We start from the raw sequence: 21,079 nt of genomic DNA, 5'->3' as shown, positions 1-21,079 counted from the left end.
ATTGACTACAGAAGATAAAAATATAATCCTAAACGTTGAAAACCTTTCTGTTGGTTATAAAACCAAAAAGAAAACAAACACCATTTTATCAACTATTAATTTCAATCTTGAAAAAGGTAAACTAATAGCTTTATTGGGAAAAAATGGAGCAGGAAAATCTTCTCTTCTGCGAATATTAAGCAAAGTTCAAAAACCTTTGACAGGAGATGTTTTTATCAATCATGTAAATATTGAAAACTATACTCAAAATGAACTTGCTAAAATCTTGAGTATTGTACTTACGGAACGTTTACCTAAAAGTCAGTTAACTGTTTTTGAAATTGTTGCATTAGGAAGACAACCCTACACTAACTGGTTAGATCGATTATCTCCTAGCGATTTAGAAAAAATAGAAAATGCTTTTGAACTAACTCATATTAGTCATTTAAAAGACAAACCTTTTTACCAATTAAGTGACGGACAACTACAACGTGTTTTGATTGCAAGAGCTTTGGCTCAAGATTCTGAAATTATAATTCTTGACGAACCAACAGCACATTTAGATATTCATCACACTTATAAAGTTTTTTCTCTTTTAGAAAACTTAGTAAAAACCACTCAAAAAACAATTATAATTTCTACTCATGAAGTTAATTTGGCTATTCAATTGGCTGATGATTTTTTATTACTTACTGAAGACGAACTTTTTCATGGTAACGCAGAAACATTGATTGCTAAAGATGCTTTTTCTAAATTATTCCCTAAAGACAGCATCAGTTTTAACAAGAAATTACAACAATTCGTCATCAACAAAAAGTAAATTTGATGTAAACTAAGTTTTAACTTATTTTTGAACTCCCTATTTTTATAAAACCATTTTATTTATCATGAAGAATTTTACATACGCTGCATGCGCGTTTGTTATGTTAGCTTGTAGTTCAGGACAACAAGCAACTTCATCAAACAACTCCAAAAAAAATAAAGATCGAACATTTTATGCTGAAACTATTACAGCTAAAGACTTAAGTAAGCATTTATACATTTATGCTTCCGATGAGTTTGAAGGTAGAGATACCGGTGAAGCTGGACAAAAGAAGGCTATAAATTATTTGAAAGATTTTTACATTAAAGAAGGTATTGCTTCTCCATTAGGTGGAGACGATTATTTCCAAGAAATTCCGTCTTCTTATTTAACTAAGAACCATAGAGGAGGCGAACTAAAAGCTTCAGAAAATGTGTTAGCTTTTATTAAAGGATCTGAAAAACCAGATGAAATTGTAGTTATTTCTGCACATTTAGACCATGTAGGTGCTAAAGATGGAAAAATCTATAATGGTGCCGACGATGATGGTTCTGGAACTGTTGCTGTACTTGAAATTGCCCAAGCTTTCAAAAAAGCAGCAGATGCTGGCCAAGGTCCGAAAAGATCTGTTTTATTTTTACATGTTACAGCAGAAGAAAAAGGCTTAATCGGATCAAAATACTATACAGAGAACCCTGTTTTTCCTTTAGAGAATACTGTTACAGATTTAAATATAGATATGGTAGGAAGAGTTGATCCTAGACATAAAGATAATCCTAATTACATTTATTTAATTGGTTCTGATCGTTTAAGTACTGAGTTGCATAATATTTCTGAAGAAATGAATACAAAGTACACTCAACTTGATTTAAACTACAGATACAACAGACGTACTGATCCTAATTTTTTCTATTACAGATCTGATCATTACAACTTTGCAAAGCATAATATTCCTATTATTTTTTATTTCAACGGAGTACATGAAGATTACCATAAACCAACAGATACTCCTGATAAAATAAACTACGAGATGTTAGAAAAAAGAACTCGTTTAGTTTTTTATACTGCTTGGGAAGTAGCCAATAGAGAAGCTCGACTTATAGTTGATAAAGCTGAAAAATAAAATCAAAAACTCGCTTTTAAGGCGAGTTTTTATTTTTATATATTTAGAAAAACTTTATTTATGAATATTATCATCAGCATTTTAATCGGAATTATAGCTTTTTTTCACATCTATATCTTATGGTTTGAAATGTTTGCTTGGGAAACCAGAGGTCCGAAAGTTTTCAGACATTTTCCTAAAGAACTATTTCCTAAGACCAAAACATTAGCAGCAAACCAAGGTTTATATAACGGTTTTTTGGCTGCTGGATTAATTTGGACATTCTTTATTGAAAATATCGAATGGAAAGCTAATGTTTCTATATTCTTTTTAGGTTGTGTTGCTGTAGCTGGAATTTACGGTGCACTTTCTGCTAGCAAGAAGATATTCTTTGTTCAAGGCTTACCTGCAATTATAGCTTTAGCACTAGTTTTAATACAATAAATCTATTTTTTATTGATCGTTCTTAATCCACGTTTAATAATGTAAGCTGTTTCTTTAGTATCAGATTCTTTTTCCCAACGTTTGCAAATATTTAAAACCCATTCTGGATGAGATTTACTCGCATCGTTTAACCAGTTTGCTACGGCATCTCTTACATATTTTGAACTATCAGATTTTAATAGTTCCAACAACAATAAACCTCTTTCTGGATTTTCTTGGAAAGCAGCTATTTTTTTAGTCCAAACTCCAACAGGTCTTAATGATTCAGCAGCATAGCGACGAATATTTTCATCTGTATTTGAAGTCCATTCAGATAGCATATTAATTGAAGTATCTAAATCATCTATCATTCTTTCTTTAGTAGCGAAAATTACAACTTCTCTAACTCCGAAATGACTATCGGCGGCATATTTTTGCATTCCGTTTAATAAATCTGGAATTGCATCGTAGTGTAAACTTTCTCCCCAACAAGCCCAACACCTAACTACATCTGAACTGTGAGTTCTTAAGTAAGTAAACACATCTTCATTCTTTGTTAGAATTCCAAAAGTGTAACCAATAACTTTAGTATTACTATTGGCTGTTGGCTTTTTTTGATCTTCTACAGCTTTTTGAAAATCAATATACCATTCTTCTTTTTCTAAAGCTTTTAAAACAACTTTAAGCAATTCTAATTGACTCACTGCCAACCACTCTACTAAATTTTTAGTTTCTACAGCTCCTTTATTTAAAAACTCTATTACTTCAGGTTTTAAATCCTTTGTGCTTCTGGCTCCTTTTCTATTTAAAATTTCTTCAGGAATTTCAATCATTTTAAAATACTTAAGTTACTATTTTGTATTTATCTTCCAAGATATCAACTATATCTTCATAATAAACTATTTCTCTATCAATGAAAATTCCATCTTCAGAAACCCATTCATCAAAACCATAGCTTTCAAAAGAGAATTTAGCCCCATAATTTATACACAATTCTTTTAAATCTCTAAAAAAACTATTTAATCTAGGCGTATTTAAATATGCCAAATTGGAATTATCAATTCCTTTGTTTTTGAGTTTTAAATCATCTGACCTCCATGTTTTATCATTTTGTAAATGCTCAAAAAAAACATCATTACATATTTGAATATAGATGTAGGGTAGATTAATTTCATCATGAAAAAAACGATTCCAAATATAAACTGGTTCAGAACTTGACACATCAATATTTGAAACTAATTCTTTACATATTTCTTTCCCTTTACCCTTAAATAAAACCGATGGATAGATTAATTCTTTAGTCTTTTCTTTGTAATAAAATCTATTAAGATTGAATTTTGAATGATTCAAAACATCATTAATATCTATCTCGTGAAAAGGAACTAATATTTTATACTTTTCAACAATATCAACATAAGAACTACCAAATTCTCTCAAGTTCTTAAGAAGTTCTTTTTTACTTTCTTGTGAATCCCATTTAAAATGCCACCAACCTATAGTTCGCTCATCGTCATAATGCCAAAAATCACTTGAACTCATTAGATTTATTACTTTATTTTTAATTAAACTACAGGAATACTAATATCCACTATTAATTCTTCGGAATTAGTTGAAGTTGGATCACTTATATAAATTTCCATTGGGAAACCTTTTTTAAACTTCTTTATTTCTTTACTTCTATCCATCATCATTAAAGCAGACCATGCATTTCCTAAATGATCGTATTTTCCTGTATGACGAACTGTTGCAATGTTTGATTTTGGTAAACTATCATAAAACAATCCATCTCTTAACTCGTTTTCTTTATTTTTTACAGGTATTCCTGCTACATAAACCACTTTATCTTTTACAGGATTAAACTTTCTATATTCAGAAAATGGTACTCCAACTGCTTCTATATTATTTTCTTTTATATAATCGTGAAGCTTCGTAAAATCATTAGCCATTGCTTCTCCAATTCCTGTAAAAGTTGTTTCAGTACGTACTCCAATAAAATCATATCCTTCAAAAGTAGTTTTACCAACAAAGTCTAATTCACTATGAATTTTACCTTCTTCTAATTCTTCTTTTAGCATTTTCAAACCTCTCTCATAATCCATTCCAACATAAGTAATCATTGCTTTTTTCATCCAAAACATGAAAAATGGTAGCGAACTATCCATTAACCATGTTACTTTAGTACCTTCAGCTTTTTCTTCAAATTCGAAATACACTTTTGCTTCAGATTTCCATGGTTTCAAAAATGTTAAATCATAATCTATTTTACTATCAGTTTCCTCAATTACCTTCATTTCTCCACTACCAACTCTTTTTCCTTCCCATTTGTAATATTTTCCGTCTGCAGCATAATCAACTTTTGCCTCAGGTTCACATATTAACCAAGGTGACCAATTTTTCCAATTATGAAAATCTGCTAAAAATTCTTTAATTTTTTCTTGTGATGCTTTAATGATTATACTTTTTGAAATACTGATTTTTGGCATGACTATAAAGTTTGGTTAGCCTTTAAAATTATGAAATTTGAGTTATTTTCTCTATATTATATATTGAAAATAAATTGCTAAAAATAAATTATGGATGGATGGGGTGCATTAAAAATGTTGATGAATAGACAACAAGGCAATCAACAAAGAAAGAAAAAACTAAAAAATGCTAGAGATAAAAAGTTAACTTCTAATGTTTACTCTAAAACAAAGTTTAACTTTCCTACAGCTTCTAAAACGCTATTAGAAAGTATGGTGAGGAAGCTAAAAGAGACCAAAAAAGAGAACTGTTAATTAAGTACTCAATTATACTTACAATTATAATCGTTTCTTTAATTTACTTATACGATATCGGTCTTTTCTAATTATACTCCAAACTGCTGAAGATGATGATCGATATGTTTATAGAATAAATTATTCCATTCTTGTTTAGTAAGCTTACCGAATGCATGTGATTCTTTTCCATCGAAATGAGTTTCACCTAATTCTTGAGTTTTATATAAATAAGCAATCAACTGATTTTTTTCTTTTTCAAAATCTCTTTCGTTGGTTATTAAAAAGTAAGGAGCGGTTCTACCATTCTTAGGATAAGGTTTTTCAGATACAACCTGATTTTTTGCTAATAGCTTAATAAAAAACTTCGCTACTGCTCCTGGTTTTGGATGTTTATCTGTATAAACAGTTTCATAGGATACCGCACAATGAGCCATCATTTGCGCCACATTCATTTTACCCCATTTAGGTTGTGTTTCTGGTGTAAGATTGTTTATTCTTGAAATAACTTCATTTGTTATTTCTTTAGTAAAGATGTTTTTCATGATTGATTTTTTATCTAGTGTAATACTTTAAATATCAATTCTTTTAAAATATCTGAATGTGTTTGATTTGCTCCAACTCCTTTACTTTTAACATCTGCATCTCTCAACAAACCAATAATTTGGGATACTTTTCGCATCGGATAATTTCTAGCAGCATTCACATAATCGTCTACAAAATAAGGATTTACTCCTAAAGTTCTTGCTACAGAAGCTTTCGATTTATCTTTTAATCCGTGATAAGATAAAAGCTGGGTAAAAAAACTATTTAATAATGAAATTGTCATTACCAAAGGATTGTTTTTAGGATTCTGACTAAAATAATTTATTATTCTATTTGCTTTTACAACATCCTTATTGCCAACAGCTTTACGCAACTCAAAATTATTAAAGTCCTTAGAAATTCCAATATTTTCTTCTACATGAGTAGGATTTATTATTGTTCCTTCATTTAAAACAGAAGTCAATTTATCTAACTCGTTGCTAATCTTACTTAAATCTGTCCCTAAAAACTCCACTAACATTTGTGCAGCTTTAGGCTCTATACTAAACTTGTTTCCTTTTAAAACCTTAGCTATCCAATCACCAACTTGATTCTCGTATAAACGTTTACTTTCGTATATAACTCCGTTTTTAGCTACAGCTTTATAAACTTTCTTACGCTTGTCTAGTTTTTTATACTTGTAATTAATTACTAGTATCGTTGATGGTTGCGGATTTGCTGCATACGTTTCTAATTTATCTATTGTACGACTTAAATCTTGGGCTTCTTTTACAATAATAACCTGATGTTCTGCCATCATTGGAAATCGTTTTGCAGAAGAAACAATTTCATCTACACTAACATCTCTACCATACATTACTACCTGATTAAATCCTTTTTCAGATTCATCTAACACGGTATCTTCAATAAAACTTGAGATTTTGTCAATATAATACGGCTCCTCTCCCATTAAAAAATAAATAGGTTTAAGATTGCCTTGTTTTATATCGTCAACTATATGTTTTACCTCGTTCATCTCTTAGTTAGTTTTTGTCGTATCTTACAAATAGTAGTTCAGAATTAAGCTAATAAAACAACTGTAAATTGTTACTTTTGATTAATGCAAAAATTGAATCTACCATCATATACTTTCAAGATCAAAAGTAATGAAAAACACTATCTGATTTTTGATGAAATTAGAAAAAAATATATTGTATTAACCCCAGAAGAATGGGTTCGACAACATTTTGTTCAATTTTTAATTCAGGAAAGAAATTATCCTTTGTCTTTAGTTGCTATTGAAAAACAACTGGTAATTAACAATCTAAAAAAAAGGAGCGACATCTTAATTTTTAATTCAGATGGCACTCCCAATATCATTGTTGAATGTAAAGCTCCTTCAGTAAAAATAACTCAAGATACTTTTGATCAGATCGCTCGTTACAACTTAAAATTAAATGCGAAATATTTAATTGTAACAAACGGTCTTGAGCATTATTTCTGTATGCTTAATGTAGAAGAAGAAAGCTATATCTTTCTAAAAGATATCCCTGATTACAGCAACAATTAATTTTTAGGCACTTTGCGCTGTATTATCTAATAATTTATAGCCTTCTCCTCTAACATTCACTATGGCTATGTTTTCGTCTAACATTAAGTATTTTCTAAGCTTAGTAATGTAAACGTCCATACTTCTTGCTGTAAAGTAATTATCGTCTCTCCATATTTTGGTTAACGCAATTGCTTTAGGCATTATCGTATTTTTATACTCAGATAAATACTTTAATAACTTACTTTCTTTTGGTGTTAACTTTCTAGGTTCATCTCCTTTGAAAGTTAATTGACGTGTTCCGTAATTGAAAGTAAAATCTCCAATTGTATACTCTATAGTACTATACTGACTTGTAAAACTGATTTCTCTCAATTTTATAATCGATTGGATCTTCTTTATTAGAACTTCTGTAGAAAATGGTTTTTTAAAACAATAATCTACGTATGGTATTTTGTTAATTTCGAAAATATCTTCTAATAACGCTTCCTCTGATAAAAATATCACCGGAAAGTCATAATTATATTTTCGTATTGAATTAATAAACTCTAGTTTGTCTTGAGTTATTATTTTACAATCTGTAACTAGTAAATCAAATTCTGACTTTCCTAGAAATAAATTCTTCTTTAGTGTATTGGTAAAAGTGACATTGTAGCCATTTAACTGTAAATAGTTTTTTAAAACCATTCCAAAGTCTACGTCTCCATCTATCAATAAAATTTTTATCGACCTCATTAAAATATATTTTTATGCCCCTTATATTTTTCCGTCGTGCTCTTAATCAAAAACTTACAGCTTAAACAGATATAATTACAGGTTAATATTCAACTTTAGTTTTCTTCTCCCCCCAAAAAGAAAACAACGTACATTAATAATACATTTGAACATTAAAAATCCCTACCCTGTTAAATATTTTTTTCTTCTTCAAAAAATTAATACTTCTTTACATTTTTAAGTAATATTTATGATGTATGTTTGCAAACTTGAAAACGGCTGTAGTCATATTAAACTGGAATGGAAGACAGTTATTGGAGCAATTTTTACCTTCTATTCTCAATTTTACTCCTGAAAATGTTGATGTTTATGTAGCAGACAATGCATCTACAGACGATTCTATTACTTTTATTAAAGACAATTACCCAACTGTAAATATTATTATCAATAAAGAAAATGGCGGATATGCCAAAGGCTATAACGATGCGTTAAAGCATATAAATGCAGATATTTATTGCCTTATTAATTCTGATATTGAAGTAACAGAAAATTGGATTCTTCCAGTTGTTAATCTTTTTAAAAAAGAAAAAGACACGGCTATTATTCAACCTAAAATTTTAGATTTTAAAGACAAAACTAAATTTGAATATGCAGGAGCTGGCGGAGGATTTATTGACTTTTTTGGTTACCCGTACTGCAGAGGAAGAGTTTTTAATAGTTTAGAAACAGATAACAATCAGTTTAATTTAACTTCTGAAATTTTTTGGGCATCTGGTGCTTGTTTCTTTATAAGAAGCACAGTATTTCATCAACTAGGAGGTTTTGATGAAGATTATTTTGCGCATCAAGAAGAAATTGATTTATGCTGGAGAGCTCAAAATGAAGGCTTTGTTGTAAAATATGTTGGTACTTCAACAGTGTATCATGTTGGTGGTGCGACATTACAAGAGTCTAACCCTAGAAAAACATTCTTAAATTTTAGAAACAGCTTACTTAATATTGTTAAAAATGTACCCGGTAAAAATTTATTTTTGGTGATTTTTGTTCGTTTAGTTTTAGATGGTGTTGCAGGATTAAAATTCGCTTTAGAACTTAGACCTGTTCATACATGGTCTGTTTTAAAAGCACATATCAGTTTCTATAAAAACTTAAATAAGTTTATAAAAAAGAGAAAACAAATTCAACGTAAATCAAATTATAGCATTCATACTTCGGTTGTTTGGCAGCATTTTGTTTTACAACGACGAAAATTTAATAATTTAAAATAAGCTCAATTTCTTGAGCTTATTTTTTTGTTTTTAGCTTACTGATATTAAAATTTCTACTTCGGTATCTGCGTCTTCTGTAGTATTAGCTTTATAGATTTCAAAATCTGCTTCATACCTTCTGTCTATTTTAGTATTCCAAATTTCCATCCATTTGTTGTATACTATATTATCTTTTAATTTTCCTTCTGCTTTAAACTGCTCGTATGAACTTTCCGGAATTTGAATTCCTATCATATCTGACGGAATATTTTCTAAAGAATCAACTTTATAGCCAATAATAACATCGTAAGCTCCAGTGTAGTCTGATTCATAATTTGTATAAATCGCATAAATTGAATCCTCTAATTTATTCTCAATTTTGTCTGAAATATTTTCGCTCATAAACTTATTCCATAATGCAGGAATATCTTTAGCAGCTTGCATATCTGCATTAGTCGTTCTTAATTTAATTCCGATAATATTGAAATTAGTCATTTGTGTTTTTTCCATTGTTTTGTGATTTTTAAATTACATCACAAATCTAGAAACGGACTATGTCAACGGTGTGTCAGAGGTCTTATAAAATTTTGCTCTACATATTTCAAAATACTCTTGAAGTGTCATTTTATGCGGAGAAAACTTCTCGTTTAAATCAGTAATTTTTTGAATTTGATCGAGTCTAAAAACTCTAAAATCGTTTCGTAATCTACAATTGGCAATAAGTAACCAATTTTCGTTAGTACTATACAAAGCAAAAGGTTCAACTATCCGTTTTGTAAACTTTTCTTCTAGCGACATGTACTCTATTTCTAATAAACTAAAATCTGTGATTGCTGTTTGTAGTTTAATTAGATTCGTACTTGTTATATTTTTTTCAGGATTATAACGAAAATCAATTCGCTGCTCTAATAGCTCTGATTTCTCTTGTTGATTCTTTCTAAAAACTGATTTTATCTTAGTAATTGCACTACCATAGTTTTCAACTAATGATTGATCTTTATTTTTAAAAATTAAATGAGCAGCTGTAATTAAAGCATTAGCTTCTTCTTCAGTAAACATTACTGGCGGAAGATAATAACCTTCCATTAAAGAGTATCCTTTTCCTTCTTCAGTAAATACTGGAACTCCAGAATCTTCTAAAGTTCTAATATCTCTATAGATTGTTCGTACACTCACACCAAACTTCTCAGCCAAATATGTAGCCGTAACAATTTTCTTAGATTGTAATTGCGTGATGATTGCTGTTAATCTTGAAATACGAGGTTTATTACTCATTAGAAAGTTCTTCGCTGTCTTTATAAATATAGTTTAGTAAAAAGAAAACTACTATTCCCCCGAAAGTATGCCATAACCAATGCGTTCCCATCGGTAGTATTGGTAAAACTTCTCCTTTTACTACTAAATTATCTAGTGTCCTGAATGAAACTGCGATTCCGAAAATAAAAAAGCCTAAGAAAATAAATTTCGCATTTTTCCATTTCGTCTTATAAGCATACCAAACGAAAGGAGTTACAACTGTAATTGCTGTAACTAAGTACCCAAAAGAAATTCTGTATTCGTCTGGCAAAGGAATTCTTCTCGGAAAAATTGAAAGCCCAAAAAAGCCCAAAAACAATAATATTCTTTTCCACCAAACACGTTCAATTTTACTTATGAAATAAATAATTCCGCCAAGACAAACTATCATTATTGGTAACCAATCTAGAATGGGCCAAAACTGGTGACTTCTAGTTCCATGAAACATTGTTCCTCCAATCCAACTGCTAAAAATTACAGGAATAGCAAATAAGAAAAACGGATGTTGCTTTGGTTTTTTATAGATTTTACTTCCAAAATAAATTAAAATAGCAATAAATATTAGATTGCTAAATGTATTGAAGGGTTCTACGGGTAACCTACCTTCTATCGTTTCTTGATAGATTGGTCCTGTATCATTTGGAAATTTCTGTAAAAAACTAAATAACATCTAAACTACCTTTACCTTCTCTTATTACTTCTGGTTCACTTTGAGTTAAATCTATTACAGTAGATGCGTGATTATCACCATAACCTCCATCGATTACCAAATCTACAATATGTTGCCATTTTTCAAAAATAAGTTCTGGATCTGTAGTGTATTCAATCACTTCATCTTCATCGTGAATAGAAGTAGAAATTATCGGATTTCCTAATTGCTCAACTATAGTTCTGGCAATATTATTATCTGGCACACGAATCCCAACTGTTTTTCTCTTTTTAAATGCTTTTGGAAGATTTGTACTTCCTGGCAAAATAAATGTATACGGACCTGGTAAAGCTCTTTTTAAAATTTTATACACAGGTGTTTCAATTTGTTTTACATAATCTGAAAGATGACTTAAATCGTTACACACGAAAGAAAAATTAGACTTTTCTAATTTAACTCCTTTAATTCGTGCAACTTTTTCCATTGCTTTCATATTCGTAAAATCACAACCTAAACCATAAACAGTATCTGTAGGATAAATTATTAATCCGCCCGATTGTAAAACTTTTACAACCTTTTCTATTTCTCTCTGATTAGGGTTATCGTTATATATTTTTAAAAATTGAGCCATATATTATGCTTTATAAAGCTGTAAATAAAAACTTCCAACACTTGGTTAATGTTGGAAGTTTATTGATATTGTTTAGTAGTTATGCTTCGTTATCTATAAGTCTGAAACCTTCTCCATGGATATTTAAAATTTCTACTTTATCATCTAATTTTAAATATTTTCTCAACTTAGCTATATATACATCCATACTTCTTGATGTAAAATAGTTATCGTCTCTCCAAATCTTAGTTAATGCTAATTCTCTTGGCATTAAATCATTTTTGTGTACAGCAAGCATACGTAATAATTTACTTTCTTTTGGAGATAATTTTAAAGGATCATCACCATTAAAAGATAAATGTCTTAACTTAGAATTAAAGGCAAACTTACCAATAGTGAACTCAAACTGATCGTCATCTTTAGATTTTTCAGTTTCTTTTCTTTGTAAAATCGCTTTAATTTTATGCAATAAAACTTCAGAATCAAAAGGCTTGTTTAAGTAGTCGTCTGCTCCTACTTGATATCCTTTTAAAACATCTTCTTTCATTGTTTTAGCCGTTAAGAAAATAATTGGCACTTCTTTATTCGTAGCTCTAATATCTTGTGCTAAAGAAAAACCATCTTTTCTTGGCATCATTACGTCTAAAATACATAAGTCGTACTCAGAATTTTTAAACATAATTAATCCTTCAATTCCATCTTTAGCATGCGTAACATTATAATCGTTTAATGCTAAGTAATCTTTTAATACCGTTCCAAAATTTGGATCGTCTTCTACTAATAAAATTTTTCTAGTTCCCATTGTTTACCCTTCAATTTATATTAATGGTAGTTTTACTGTAAATATACTTCCTTTACCTTTCTCACTTGCCACATGAACCGTGCCATGATGGTTATCTACGATCTCTTTTACATATGCTAATCCAAGACCGTGACCTTTGACATTGTGAATATTTCCTTTATGTTCTCGATAAAACTTATCAAAAACATACTTTTGAGCATTTTTGCTCATACCTATTCCTTCATCTTTTATTTTAAAAATGAAGTACTTATTCGTATTTTCTGTGTAAACATCTATTTTAGGTTTTTCTTCAGAATATTTTATAGCGTTCTCTAGCATATTTACAATTACATTGGTTAAATGGAATTGATTTCCTAATACTTCGGAAGAGATTGCTTTAAAATGAGTGTTTATAGTTCCGTTTTTATCCGATACTAATAAACTTACATGATCTATAGCTTCTTCAATGATATCTGTAGCATCTACTGCTTCTTTTGTAATATCGATTTGATTCTTTTCTAATTTCGATATACGCAATACATTTTCTACCTGACCATGCATTCTCTTATTCTCATCGCGAATCATCTTAACGTATCGCTTAACTTTTTCTTCATCTTTAATAATCTTCGGATTCTTAATCGCATCTAAAGCTAAATTAATTGTAGCGATAGGCGTTTTGAATTCATGAGTCATGTTATTGATGAAATCTGTTTTTATTTCAGAAATTTTCTTTTGTCTCACTAACTGATACAAAGAAGTAGAAAAAGCTGCTATTACTATCCCAATAAAGAAAAGTGATAATAACAGTGCATACATCATACTTGAAATAAGACTTTCCTTTTCATTAGGAAAAGTAACATATAACTTGTAATTACTATTTCCATTATCGTCTTCTAAAAGCGGAAAGAAATAGCTACTGTTCTCATCAATTTTAAAATATCCTGACTTAATTTTAGTTGCCAAACCACCTTCGTATACACCAAATTTAAATTCTTGGTCTATACCTCTTTTTCTCAATTCATCTTTTAAAGTATTATTAAGTTCTCTATTACTTAATCTTTTATGAATTGGCATATGCTTCTGATTTTGACGAAACAAATATTCGACTTGTTTCTTCTGCCAACTTGGATACTTTAACATTCTTGTATACTGATTTTCATCTGTATACGTTTTAAAATCTCCATTTTCAGATTCATATGTGATCGTTTGTGTAAAATCTTCTTTTCCTGAAAACCTCTTAATAATTATGGTATCGCTATTCACGAAATCTACGGGGATTTTGAAGTTTTCCTCTAGAATAGTAGCTCCGAAAGTAAATTTTTTCTTTGCAACCGTATCTATTTGTTGGAATAAGTAGTTTTTAAGCTCAGCTGTACTTATAGATTCACTATTTTCAAAGACCTTTTTATGTTTATCAACAAATTCGTTATACTCTCGTTCTTTTATCCTCTCGGATGTTTTGGCCAAAGCTATCTTCACATTACTCTGAAATTCGGCCCGTTTACTCTTTACTGCATCTTTCACCCAGTATAATTGAACTGCTATAATTCCGGTTAGGGAAATACTCATGAGCAGTACAATTAGAATAAAAATTCTTTTTCCCATTGATCAAAAATAAACTAATAAGCTAAAGGCAGTTTGCTTTTAACTTAGATTAACAAAGATAATATGTTTTTAAGAGAATTTTAAGAAATATGTTAAGATATTGATAATTAATTAAAACTATTCTGTTAATTTATTATGAATTATCTCTACATTTTTAGCCAGTTTTGTTAAATCCAGATTTTCAATTATGTAGTTTGATTGAATGGTTTTTTTAACCTCTGGCCATTGATTATTCATTCTATGCAATACCGCTTCACGAGCGACCTTATCTCTTTCTATAACTCTTTGTATTCTTATTTCTTTTGGAGCTGTTACTGTGATAATTACATCACACATTTTATGACTCCCATTTTCAAATAGTATTGCGTTCTCATAAAGAATGTAATCTCTATTTTTATTTTCTTTTATAAAATTTTGTAAATGTTTATGCACTTCTGGATGCACTATTGAATTTAATATTTTTAACTTTTCTTTATTTTCAAAAACAATTTTCGCTAAAAAAGGTCTATTTAAACCTTCTTCATTATAGACTTCTTCAGAAAATTCAGCAATTAAATTCTTTCTAATCTCCAACGAAGTGTTCATTAATTTCTTCGCTTCAATGTCTGCATAATACACAGCTACATTCTCAAACTGAGAAAAAAGTTTTACTACCGTAGTTTTCCCACTACCTATTCCTCCTGTAATACCTACTAACATATTATTTATGCATTAAAAAATCTACTCGTTGTGGCGTAATTCGTATTGAAGAAATTAACTCAGGTTTCTTCTTTATTTCTGGAATTAAATACTCTAAATTATCTTTTTGAGTCTTTCTATAGTCGCAAACAACTTTAAATAAATCTGCAGTAATTTTCTGATAGTTTTTTAACCCAACTTTATAAATTACTTTCACTTTCTTTGGAAATGTGCTAAATTTAAGATCATTCGGAACTCCAACAATCTCAATAGGAATTTCAAAACTACCTTCGGTAAATTTATCTACAAAAATATTGGCTTTTACTTTTGTGTCACTCAGTTTTAACTCGGTTACATTTTTAGGTAATTCTATTTCAACATCTACTTCTGCATCTTCACTTAATTCTTCTAAAACAACTCGTTTTGTTTTTAAAAAGGATATGCTTTCTAGATTTTGTTTTGGCCCAGAAATTAAGATACTATCCTTATCTAATTCTATTTTTTCTGTTCCGTAACCTAATTTGTAATTCAAATTTACATCTAACTGTATTGGAACTTTTTTTGTTGCTAAAATCCCCAACTTAAAATGTATAGAATCTCCATCGATCTTCACTAAGCTTATTCCCGAATTTAATCCATCTTGAATTTCTTCCTTTTGGCTATTAGTCAACAAATAATAATCTGTTTCATTCTTTTTCACCAGTTTCTTTAATGAAAAAGGTATTTTTTTAGAAGAAAAACTTGTTCCTAATAATTTAAATCCGCTTCCTTTAACAATCAATGTTACGGTTTCTTTTGGTTGCTCTTGAAGAATTTTATCCTGTGGCAAATCTAAATACTCAACAAAATAATTCACTTTTGTCGTGTAAGATTTCGATAAATTAATCAACATCCACATTAGGAATGAGGCTGCTAGAAAACCGAAAAAGATTTTAGGTATTTTTAATGTTTTAGCCAAAGGAATTTTATTGCAATCTACTTAAAAACAAAAAGGTGAGCAAAAGCTCACCCGTATTTTATATTTAAAACTGATATTATTTCTCTGAAACTTTCTTAGTTAATTCCATAGAAATAGCAGCTCTTTCAAATCTAATTTTACCAGCTCCAGTTTCTATAACCACAGTATTATTAGTATCGTTGATTTCAGCAATCTTTCCATGAATACCACTTGTAGTTACAACTTTAGCTCCTTTTTTAATCTCAGATCGAAATTGTTTTTCTTTCTTCTGTCTTGCCATTTGGGGACGAATCATAAAGAAATATAAAACTCCAATCATTGCTACAAAAGGAAGCATTGACATTAATCCTCCTGCATCAGCTTGTAAAAAAATCATGTTATACATAGTTATGCTTTATTCTTTGGTGTTACCATTCCAGAGATTTTAACCTCTTCTCTACCTTTAACTGTATTTGTATATAATGTTACAGTTTTACTTTGCTTGTTTGGCTTACCTGAAGTATTAAACTTTACTTGAACTTCTTTAGTTTCTCCTGGCTTAATTGGTTCTTTTGGCCAAGTAGGAACTGTACATCCACAAGATGCTTTAGCGTTTGTAATTACTAAATCTGACTTTCCTGAGTTTGTTACTTTAAATGATGTTTCAACTACAAAACCTTCATCTACAATTCCAAAATCATGAACTTCTCTATCGAAAACTACTTCTGGAGCTCCAACATTAATAGCTTCATCTCTTTTTTGAGCTTCAACTACATTGTCTTTTTTTACTTTAGAAGCTGCATTTCCTTCTTTGCATGACGTTAACGAAACTGAACAAAGCACAGCTGTTAATGCGATTATTATTTTTTTCATTTTTTAAAATTTATAAGGGTTAAAAATAATCAATTGTAATAGCTATAACAAACCTCTACCAATTTTTACCATTTTATTACTCTCTAGATAATCTTTTGATAACTTATCTAGAACTCCATTAATAAAATATCCGCTTTTATTCGTAGAATAATCTTTAGCTAATTCAATATATTCATTAATTGTTACTCGACTTGGAATAGAAGAAAAATGAAGAAACTCTGTAATCGCCATTTTTATTAAAATCATGTCGATATCAGCAATTCTATCAGTTTCCCAGTTAGGAGTTTTCTCTTTAATATCATCATCATATTTATGCTGATTCAACATCACTTTCTTGAATAAATCTGAAGTAAACCTTTTATCTTCATCATCTTTATACAGTTTTCCTAAAACAAATGGAGAAGAAGCTTTCTGCTTATTCAATGTTTTAACAACCCATGTATTTACAAAAGGAATGTCATCTACCCAAGAAATCATCTTATCCTCAAAGTATTCTGCTAACTTTTCATTAGGAGCTACAAACTCTTTAAAAAACGCAATAACAAAGTTCTTTTGATAATTATACGAATCGTCTGAAGAATTCATGTAATCATTATATAAGTCACTTTTGTTTAACTCTTCCCAAATGATTTTGATATACTCGTCATCTAAATCCCAATTATTAAGATTATTTAACTCTACATATCCTTCTAAGCTAACACTTTCTCTAATTTGATTTAGCACTAGATTATCGACAAAACGAGTATTAGGATTTAAATCTTCCTTAGTTGCTAGGATTTTCTTCTTTGAAAGCTCTATTTTTTTATGAGCTAATTTCTGTACTTCTACTAAAAGTTGAAAATTTAATGCATAAAGGTCTAGCATTTTTTGCACACTAAATTTTAAGAACTTCTCTTCTTTAACAAGATCGGTATTGTGTGATTGCTGCATTGCATATACAGACTGCATCACTTTTAAACGAATATGTCTTCTATTTATCATTCAATTGAGGACTTTAAAAAAGGCGATAGAATTTTCTCTATCGCCTTGCAAAAATAAAATTTTTATTGATTCGCCTTAGCTATTTTGTTCTTTTTTACGAGCATCAATTCTTCCTTGCGCAATATTGAAGGCTGCTTGATGAGTTGTAATGTTTTCCTTTTCTGCTAAATTGAAAATTTCTAAAGTAGTATTGTAAATATTTTCAGTTCTTTTTAAACTTTCTTCTTTACCGTATCCAGCTACTTCAGCGTATACATTTATAATTCCTCCAGCATTAATTAAAAAGTCAGGTGCATAAGCTATACCTTTCTCTTGCAACATTTTACCATGCTTTAATTCATTAGCTAACTGATTGTTTGCAGCTCCTGCAATTACTTTAGCATTTAATTTAGCAATACTTTCATCATTTACTGTAGCTCCTAAAGCACATGGTGCATAGATATCTAAATCTAATCCGTAAACATCGTTTCCTAAAACAACATTTGCATTATACTTTTTACTTAACTCTTCTAATCTAGCTTCGTTAATATCATTTAAGATTACCTGAGCTCCTTCGTCAGTAATGTATTTTACTAAAGTTTCTCCAACATGACCAACACCTTGAACTAAAACTTTTTTACCTTCTAACTTATCAGAACCAAATTTATATTGAGCTGCTGCTTTCATTCCCATGTAAACACCATAAGCAGTAACAGGAGAAGGATTTCCTGAACCTCCAATAGCTTCAGAAACACCAGTAACATGAGGAGTTACTTCGCGAATTACATCCATATCTCTAGTTTCCATTCCAACATCTTCAGCAGTAATATATCTTCCACTTAAAGAGTTAACAAACTCTCCGAACTTACGCATTAACGCATCGTTCTTTTGAGTTTTAGCATCACCTATAATTACAGCCTTTCCACCACCTAAGTTTAATCCAGTGATTGCAGACTTATACGTCATACCTCTTGATAAACGTAATACATCGTTTAAAGCTTCCCATTCTGTTTTATATTGCCACATTCTAGTACCTCCAAGTGCCGGACCTAAAGTTGTATTGTGTATACCAATAATTGCTTTTAAACCTGTATCTTCGTCATTACAAAAAACGACTTGTTCGTGACCATCGAAAGACAACTGTCCGAAAACAGGATCGTTTTTAAGGTCTTTAGTATCAATAATTTCAGACATCATAGTATGTTACGTTTTACTTAAAAAGAATTTAACTATTCCTTAATATTAGGACTGCTAAAATACAGATTCTGCAATTACAAACCAAAAAAAGACCTGTAAATTGAAAAGTACACAAAAAGAAGATGTTTTCTTTTAAGAATAAACAAAAAACTCACTCAATAATTACATTATATAAATTGAAAGCCTTACAATACTTAAATAAATATTTTATAAAATATAAGTGGAGATTGTTAATCGGGATACTTATCACTGTATTATCCAAGTTATTAGCGCTAAAAATTCCAGAAATTATAAAAAACTCGTTAAATATTGTTGAAGACTATTTAAACGGTAAAACAACAGATTTAACAGAGGTAAAAGAGCAACTTTTTTATAATATTTTGTTAATTGTTGGGATTACTTTACTTGCTGGATTTTTTACTTTTTTAATGCGACAAACTATAATTGTTATGTCTCGTTTAATTGAATTTGATCTTAAAAATGAAATCTACGAGCAATATCAAAAGTTATCTGTCAATTTCTACAAGAAAAATAGAACTGGTGATTTAATGAATCGTATTTCTGAAGATGTTTCGAAAGTAAGAATGTATTTCGGACCAGCAATTATGTATTCACTTAACATGATTGTATTATTTACGATCGGTTTTTCTAAAATGTTAAAAACAGACACTGAATTAACATTATATACATTAATTCCTTTTCCTGTTTTATCTGTTTCTATTTTCATCCTTAGTAAACAAATCAACAAAAAGACAACTGTTGTTCAAGAATATCTTTCAAAGCTTACAACATTCAATCAAGAATTCTTCTCAGGAATTAATGTAGTTAAGTCGTATGTAATTGAAAAATCAGTACTAAATAACTTTAATGAGTTGGCTGATCAAGCTAAAGAAAAGAATATTGAACTTTCTAAAATTCAAGCTTTATTCTTTCCTTTAATGATATTATTAATAGGTATTAGTAACATTCTTGTTTTATACATTGGAGGAAAACAATACATCGCTGGTGAAATTCAAATCGGTGTAATTGCTGAATTCATTTTATATGTAAACATCTTAACATGGCCAGTAGCTGTTGTTGGTTGGGTTACTTCTATTGTTCAGCAAGCAGAAGCTTCCCAACAAAGAATTAACGAATTCTTACAACAGGTTCCAGAAATAAGAAACAACACAGAAACTGCAACAACTGTAAAAGGTAAAATCCAATTTAAAGATGTTTCGTTAGTTTACGATGATACTAACATTAAAGCATTATCTAATGTGAGTTTTGATGTAAATCAAGGTGAAACTATAGCCATAATGGGAAAAACTGGTAGTGGAAAATCTTCTATTGCTAATTTGGTTTCTCGTATGTATGATACAACAGACGGAACTGTATTAGTTGATAACACACCTATAAAAGATTTAAATCTTAATGATGTAAGAGATCAAATAGGATTTGTACCACAAGATCCATTTTTATTCTCAGACACAATTGAAAACAATATTAAGTTTGGTAAAAATGACGCCACTGAAGAAGAAATCATAACTGCAGCTAAAAATGCTGTTATACATGATAACATTTCTAATTTCACTAATGGTTATCAAACTATTCTTGGTGAACGCGGAGTTACACTTTCTGGTGGACAGAAACAAAGAACTTCTATTGCTAGAGCTATTATTAAAGACCCGAGAATCTTAATTTTCGATGATTGTCTATCTGCCGTTGACACGGAAACTGAAGAGAAAATACTTAGTAATTTACAGCGAATTTCTAAGGATAAGACTACTTTTATTATAAGTCATAGGGTGTCTTCTGCTAAAAATGCGGACAAAATCATCATTTTGGACGAAGGAAAAATAGTAGAACAAGGAACTCACAATCAATTAATAACAGAAAACGGAGTATACAAATCTCTTTACGAACAGCAACTTTTAGAAAAAGAAATTTAGCGTTTTTTATGGACAAGTAAAATATTTTGTTAGATTTGTTAAGGAAAAAACAATTAACTAGTATTTTAAGATTTGAATTATGGGTGAGAGAGTTGAACAAGAAGAAATCTTTTCACAGGTATTAAGAGCAGGAAGAAGAACATACTTTTTTGACGTAAGAGCAACAAAGGCTGATGATTATTATTTAACTGTAACTGAAAGCAAGAAATTTACTCATGATGATGGATCTTTTCATTATCAGAAACATAAAATCTACCTTTACAAAGAAGATTTTAGCGATTTCAAAGAGATGTTAAACAAAGCTACAGATTACATTATCGCACAAAAAGGTAGCGAGGTAATTAGCGAAAGACATCAAAAAGACTTTAAGAAAAATAGCGAGAGTTTTGTAGAGCAAACTGCTGAAAGCTTTACAGACGTATCGTTTGACGACATATAAACGTTTTAGTTCAAATTCAATTTACA

The 21,079-nt window shown here is 29.8% G+C and carries 26 protein-coding genes; 8 read left to right on the top strand and 18 right to left on the bottom strand.

What is annotated here, in order from left to right; genetic code table 11:
* The first annotated feature begins 1 nt into the window (after position 1).
* From Q1A15_RS12540 to Q1A15_RS12530, 3 genes are all read left to right on the top strand, one after another.
* The gene (locus Q1A15_RS12540) at positions 2 to 799 is read left to right on the top strand and encodes an ABC transporter ATP-binding protein (protein ID WP_299624221.1); all 798 of its coding nucleotides are present in this window, start codon (positions 2 to 4) and stop codon (positions 797 to 799) included.
* A 67-nt stretch (positions 800 to 866) separates the two neighbouring features.
* Complete coding sequence (locus tag Q1A15_RS12535; RefSeq protein ID WP_299624218.1) at positions 867 to 1,904, top strand: M28 family metallopeptidase; 1,038 nt, start codon at positions 867 to 869, stop codon at positions 1,902 to 1,904.
* Positions 1,905 to 1,964: 60 nt separating this feature from the next.
* Positions 1,965 to 2,327 (top strand): DUF1304 domain-containing protein, encoded by a 363-nt coding sequence (locus Q1A15_RS12530; RefSeq protein WP_299624216.1) that lies wholly within the window; start codon positions 1,965 to 1,967, stop codon positions 2,325 to 2,327.
* 2 nt (positions 2,328 to 2,329) lie between these two features.
* Here the strand turns inward: Q1A15_RS12530 and Q1A15_RS12525 are convergent, their stop codons facing one another.
* The 3 genes from Q1A15_RS12525 to Q1A15_RS12515 are packed head-to-tail and all read right to left on the bottom strand — an operon-like array spanning position 2,330 to position 4,789.
* A complete protein-coding gene (locus Q1A15_RS12525) occupies positions 2,330 to 3,139 on the bottom strand; it encodes a DNA alkylation repair protein (protein WP_299624214.1) in 810 nt (269 codons plus the stop codon).
* A 10-nt stretch (positions 3,140 to 3,149) separates the two neighbouring features.
* Entirely contained in the window at positions 3,150 to 3,845 is a 696-nt protein-coding gene (locus Q1A15_RS12520; protein WP_299624211.1) for a hypothetical protein, read from the bottom strand.
* A 23-nt stretch (positions 3,846 to 3,868) separates the two neighbouring features.
* Positions 3,869 to 4,789 (bottom strand): SRPBCC family protein, encoded by a 921-nt coding sequence (locus Q1A15_RS12515; RefSeq protein WP_299624209.1) that lies wholly within the window; start codon positions 4,787 to 4,789, stop codon positions 3,869 to 3,871.
* Positions 4,790 to 4,879: 90 nt separating this feature from the next.
* On the opposite strand from Q1A15_RS12515, the gene Q1A15_RS12510 reads away from it, so the two are divergent.
* Positions 4,880 to 5,083 (top strand): hypothetical protein, encoded by a 204-nt coding sequence (locus Q1A15_RS12510; protein ID WP_299624207.1) that lies wholly within the window; start codon positions 4,880 to 4,882, stop codon positions 5,081 to 5,083.
* 71 nt (positions 5,084 to 5,154) lie between these two features.
* Here Q1A15_RS12510 and Q1A15_RS12505 read toward each other — a convergent pair whose 3' ends face one another.
* Positions 5,155 to 5,607, bottom strand: coding sequence for a DUF1569 domain-containing protein (locus Q1A15_RS12505; protein WP_299624205.1), 453 nt, complete (start codon positions 5,605 to 5,607; stop codon positions 5,155 to 5,157).
* A gap of 14 nt (positions 5,608 to 5,621) precedes the next feature.
* Positions 5,622 to 6,623, bottom strand: a complete 1,002-nt coding sequence (gene holA, locus Q1A15_RS12500; protein WP_299624203.1) for a DNA polymerase III subunit delta — start codon at positions 6,621 to 6,623, stop codon at positions 5,622 to 5,624.
* 84 nt (positions 6,624 to 6,707) lie between these two features.
* On the opposite strand from holA, the gene Q1A15_RS12495 reads away from it, so the two are divergent.
* A complete protein-coding gene (locus tag Q1A15_RS12495; RefSeq protein ID WP_299624201.1) occupies positions 6,708 to 7,157 on the top strand; it encodes a type I restriction enzyme HsdR N-terminal domain-containing protein in 450 nt (149 codons plus the stop codon).
* Positions 7,158 to 7,160: 3 nt separating this feature from the next.
* Here Q1A15_RS12495 and Q1A15_RS12490 read toward each other — a convergent pair whose 3' ends face one another.
* Positions 7,161 to 7,871: a response regulator transcription factor gene (locus Q1A15_RS12490; RefSeq protein ID WP_299624199.1), complete on the bottom strand. Its 711-nt coding sequence runs from the start codon at positions 7,869 to 7,871 to the stop codon at positions 7,161 to 7,163.
* A 248-nt stretch (positions 7,872 to 8,119) separates the two neighbouring features.
* On the opposite strand from Q1A15_RS12490, the gene Q1A15_RS12485 reads away from it, so the two are divergent.
* Positions 8,120 to 9,118, top strand: coding sequence for a glycosyltransferase family 2 protein (locus Q1A15_RS12485; RefSeq protein ID WP_299625029.1), 999 nt, complete (start codon positions 8,120 to 8,122; stop codon positions 9,116 to 9,118).
* A 30-nt stretch (positions 9,119 to 9,148) separates the two neighbouring features.
* Here the strand turns inward: Q1A15_RS12485 and Q1A15_RS12480 are convergent, their stop codons facing one another.
* From Q1A15_RS12480 to Q1A15_RS12425, 12 genes are all read right to left on the bottom strand, one after another.
* The gene (locus Q1A15_RS12480; RefSeq protein WP_299624197.1) at positions 9,149 to 9,607 is read right to left on the bottom strand and encodes a GyrI-like domain-containing protein; all 459 of its coding nucleotides are present in this window, start codon (positions 9,605 to 9,607) and stop codon (positions 9,149 to 9,151) included.
* A gap of 42 nt (positions 9,608 to 9,649) precedes the next feature.
* Complete coding sequence (locus tag Q1A15_RS12475; protein WP_299624195.1) at positions 9,650 to 10,372, bottom strand: YafY family protein; 723 nt, start codon at positions 10,370 to 10,372, stop codon at positions 9,650 to 9,652.
* On the bottom strand, positions 10,365 to 11,063 hold the full coding sequence (locus tag Q1A15_RS12470) for a ceramidase domain-containing protein (protein WP_299624192.1): 699 nt from the start codon (positions 11,061 to 11,063) through the stop codon (positions 10,365 to 10,367). Before Q1A15_RS12470 ends, Q1A15_RS12475 begins: the two co-directional genes overlap by 8 nt.
* Positions 11,053 to 11,673 (bottom strand): L-threonylcarbamoyladenylate synthase, encoded by a 621-nt coding sequence (locus tag Q1A15_RS12465; RefSeq protein ID WP_299624188.1) that lies wholly within the window; start codon positions 11,671 to 11,673, stop codon positions 11,053 to 11,055. Before Q1A15_RS12465 ends, Q1A15_RS12470 begins: the two co-directional genes overlap by 11 nt.
* A gap of 79 nt (positions 11,674 to 11,752) precedes the next feature.
* Positions 11,753 to 12,454: a response regulator transcription factor gene (locus tag Q1A15_RS12460; protein ID WP_299624185.1), complete on the bottom strand. Its 702-nt coding sequence runs from the start codon at positions 12,452 to 12,454 to the stop codon at positions 11,753 to 11,755.
* A 15-nt stretch (positions 12,455 to 12,469) separates the two neighbouring features.
* On the bottom strand, positions 12,470 to 14,002 hold the full coding sequence (locus Q1A15_RS12455) for a HAMP domain-containing sensor histidine kinase (RefSeq protein ID WP_299624181.1): 1,533 nt from the start codon (positions 14,000 to 14,002) through the stop codon (positions 12,470 to 12,472).
* 153 nt (positions 14,003 to 14,155) lie between these two features.
* Positions 14,156 to 14,737 (bottom strand): dephospho-CoA kinase, encoded by a 582-nt coding sequence (coaE, locus tag Q1A15_RS12450; protein WP_299624178.1) that lies wholly within the window; start codon positions 14,735 to 14,737, stop codon positions 14,156 to 14,158.
* A gap of 1 nt (position 14,738) precedes the next feature.
* Positions 14,739 to 15,674 (bottom strand): YbbR-like domain-containing protein, encoded by a 936-nt coding sequence (locus tag Q1A15_RS12445; protein WP_299624174.1) that lies wholly within the window; start codon positions 15,672 to 15,674, stop codon positions 14,739 to 14,741.
* A 76-nt stretch (positions 15,675 to 15,750) separates the two neighbouring features.
* On the bottom strand, positions 15,751 to 16,059 hold the full coding sequence (yajC, locus tag Q1A15_RS12440) for a preprotein translocase subunit YajC (RefSeq protein WP_299624171.1): 309 nt from the start codon (positions 16,057 to 16,059) through the stop codon (positions 15,751 to 15,753).
* Between the two features lie 2 nt (positions 16,060 to 16,061).
* Positions 16,062 to 16,526 (bottom strand): DUF1573 domain-containing protein, encoded by a 465-nt coding sequence (locus tag Q1A15_RS12435; protein ID WP_299624168.1) that lies wholly within the window; start codon positions 16,524 to 16,526, stop codon positions 16,062 to 16,064.
* Between the two features lie 42 nt (positions 16,527 to 16,568).
* Complete coding sequence (nusB, locus tag Q1A15_RS12430) at positions 16,569 to 17,507, bottom strand: transcription antitermination factor NusB (protein ID WP_299624165.1); 939 nt, start codon at positions 17,505 to 17,507, stop codon at positions 16,569 to 16,571.
* 75 nt (positions 17,508 to 17,582) lie between these two features.
* The gene (locus Q1A15_RS12425) at positions 17,583 to 18,683 is read right to left on the bottom strand and encodes a Glu/Leu/Phe/Val dehydrogenase (RefSeq protein WP_299624162.1); all 1,101 of its coding nucleotides are present in this window, start codon (positions 18,681 to 18,683) and stop codon (positions 17,583 to 17,585) included.
* A 176-nt stretch (positions 18,684 to 18,859) separates the two neighbouring features.
* On the opposite strand from Q1A15_RS12425, the gene Q1A15_RS12420 reads away from it, so the two are divergent.
* Both Q1A15_RS12420 and Q1A15_RS12415 read left to right on the top strand, forming a co-directional pair.
* Entirely contained in the window at positions 18,860 to 20,614 is a 1,755-nt protein-coding gene (locus tag Q1A15_RS12420; protein ID WP_299624159.1) for an ABC transporter ATP-binding protein, read from the top strand.
* Between the two features lie 79 nt (positions 20,615 to 20,693).
* Positions 20,694 to 21,053, top strand: a complete 360-nt coding sequence (locus tag Q1A15_RS12415) for a PUR family DNA/RNA-binding protein (RefSeq protein ID WP_299624156.1) — start codon at positions 20,694 to 20,696, stop codon at positions 21,051 to 21,053.
* Positions 21,054 to 21,079 lie beyond the last annotated feature (26 nt).

This window comes from uncultured Tenacibaculum sp. (assembly GCF_947495995.1).
Taxonomy (GTDB): Bacteria; Bacteroidota; Bacteroidia; order Flavobacteriales; family Flavobacteriaceae; genus Polaribacter.
The sequence above is the reverse complement of the archived record's forward strand: the minus strand, read 5'-3'. Positions and strand labels throughout refer to the sequence as shown.

Excerpts from the sequence above, each read along its gene's own strand:
- Q1A15_RS12535 (WP_299624218.1), top strand. The coding sequence starts at position 867 with ATGAAGAATTTTACATACGCTGCATGCGCGTTTGTTATGTTAGCTTGT.
- Q1A15_RS12530 (WP_299624216.1), top strand. The coding sequence starts at position 1,965 with ATGAATATTATCATCAGCATTTTAATCGGAATTATAGCTTTTTTTCAC.
- Q1A15_RS12525 (WP_299624214.1), bottom strand. The coding sequence starts at position 3,139 with ATGATTGAAATTCCTGAAGAAATTTTAAATAGAAAAGGAGCCAGAAGC.
- Q1A15_RS12520 (WP_299624211.1), bottom strand. The coding sequence starts at position 3,845 with ATGAGTTCAAGTGATTTTTGGCATTATGACGATGAGCGAACTATAGGT.
- Q1A15_RS12515 (WP_299624209.1), bottom strand. The coding sequence starts at position 4,789 with ATGCCAAAAATCAGTATTTCAAAAAGTATAATCATTAAAGCATCACAA.
- Q1A15_RS12510 (WP_299624207.1), top strand. The coding sequence starts at position 4,880 with ATGGATGGATGGGGTGCATTAAAAATGTTGATGAATAGACAACAAGGC.
- Q1A15_RS12505 (WP_299624205.1), bottom strand. The coding sequence starts at position 5,607 with ATGAAAAACATCTTTACTAAAGAAATAACAAATGAAGTTATTTCAAGA.
- holA (WP_299624203.1), bottom strand. The coding sequence starts at position 6,623 with ATGAACGAGGTAAAACATATAGTTGACGATATAAAACAAGGCAATCTT.
- Q1A15_RS12495 (WP_299624201.1), top strand. The coding sequence starts at position 6,708 with ATGCAAAAATTGAATCTACCATCATATACTTTCAAGATCAAAAGTAAT.
- Q1A15_RS12490 (WP_299624199.1), bottom strand. The coding sequence starts at position 7,871 with ATGAGGTCGATAAAAATTTTATTGATAGATGGAGACGTAGACTTTGGA.
- Q1A15_RS12480 (WP_299624197.1), bottom strand. The coding sequence starts at position 9,607 with ATGGAAAAAACACAAATGACTAATTTCAATATTATCGGAATTAAATTA.
- Q1A15_RS12475 (WP_299624195.1), bottom strand. The coding sequence starts at position 10,372 with ATGAGTAATAAACCTCGTATTTCAAGATTAACAGCAATCATCACGCAA.
- Q1A15_RS12470 (WP_299624192.1), bottom strand. The coding sequence starts at position 11,063 with ATGTTATTTAGTTTTTTACAGAAATTTCCAAATGATACAGGACCAATC.
- Q1A15_RS12465 (WP_299624188.1), bottom strand. The coding sequence starts at position 11,673 with ATGGCTCAATTTTTAAAAATATATAACGATAACCCTAATCAGAGAGAA.
- Q1A15_RS12460 (WP_299624185.1), bottom strand. The coding sequence starts at position 12,454 with ATGGGAACTAGAAAAATTTTATTAGTAGAAGACGATCCAAATTTTGGA.
- Q1A15_RS12455 (WP_299624181.1), bottom strand. The coding sequence starts at position 14,002 with ATGAGTATTTCCCTAACCGGAATTATAGCAGTTCAATTATACTGGGTG.
- coaE (WP_299624178.1), bottom strand. The coding sequence starts at position 14,737 with ATGTTAGTAGGTATTACAGGAGGAATAGGTAGTGGGAAAACTACGGTA.
- yajC (WP_299624171.1), bottom strand. The coding sequence starts at position 16,059 with ATGTATAACATGATTTTTTTACAAGCTGATGCAGGAGGATTAATGTCA.
- Q1A15_RS12435 (WP_299624168.1), bottom strand. The coding sequence starts at position 16,526 with ATGAAAAAAATAATAATCGCATTAACAGCTGTGCTTTGTTCAGTTTCG.
- nusB (WP_299624165.1), bottom strand. The coding sequence starts at position 17,507 with ATGATAAATAGAAGACATATTCGTTTAAAAGTGATGCAGTCTGTATAT.
- Q1A15_RS12425 (WP_299624162.1), bottom strand. The coding sequence starts at position 18,683 with ATGATGTCTGAAATTATTGATACTAAAGACCTTAAAAACGATCCTGTT.
- Q1A15_RS12415 (WP_299624156.1), top strand. The coding sequence starts at position 20,694 with ATGGGTGAGAGAGTTGAACAAGAAGAAATCTTTTCACAGGTATTAAGA.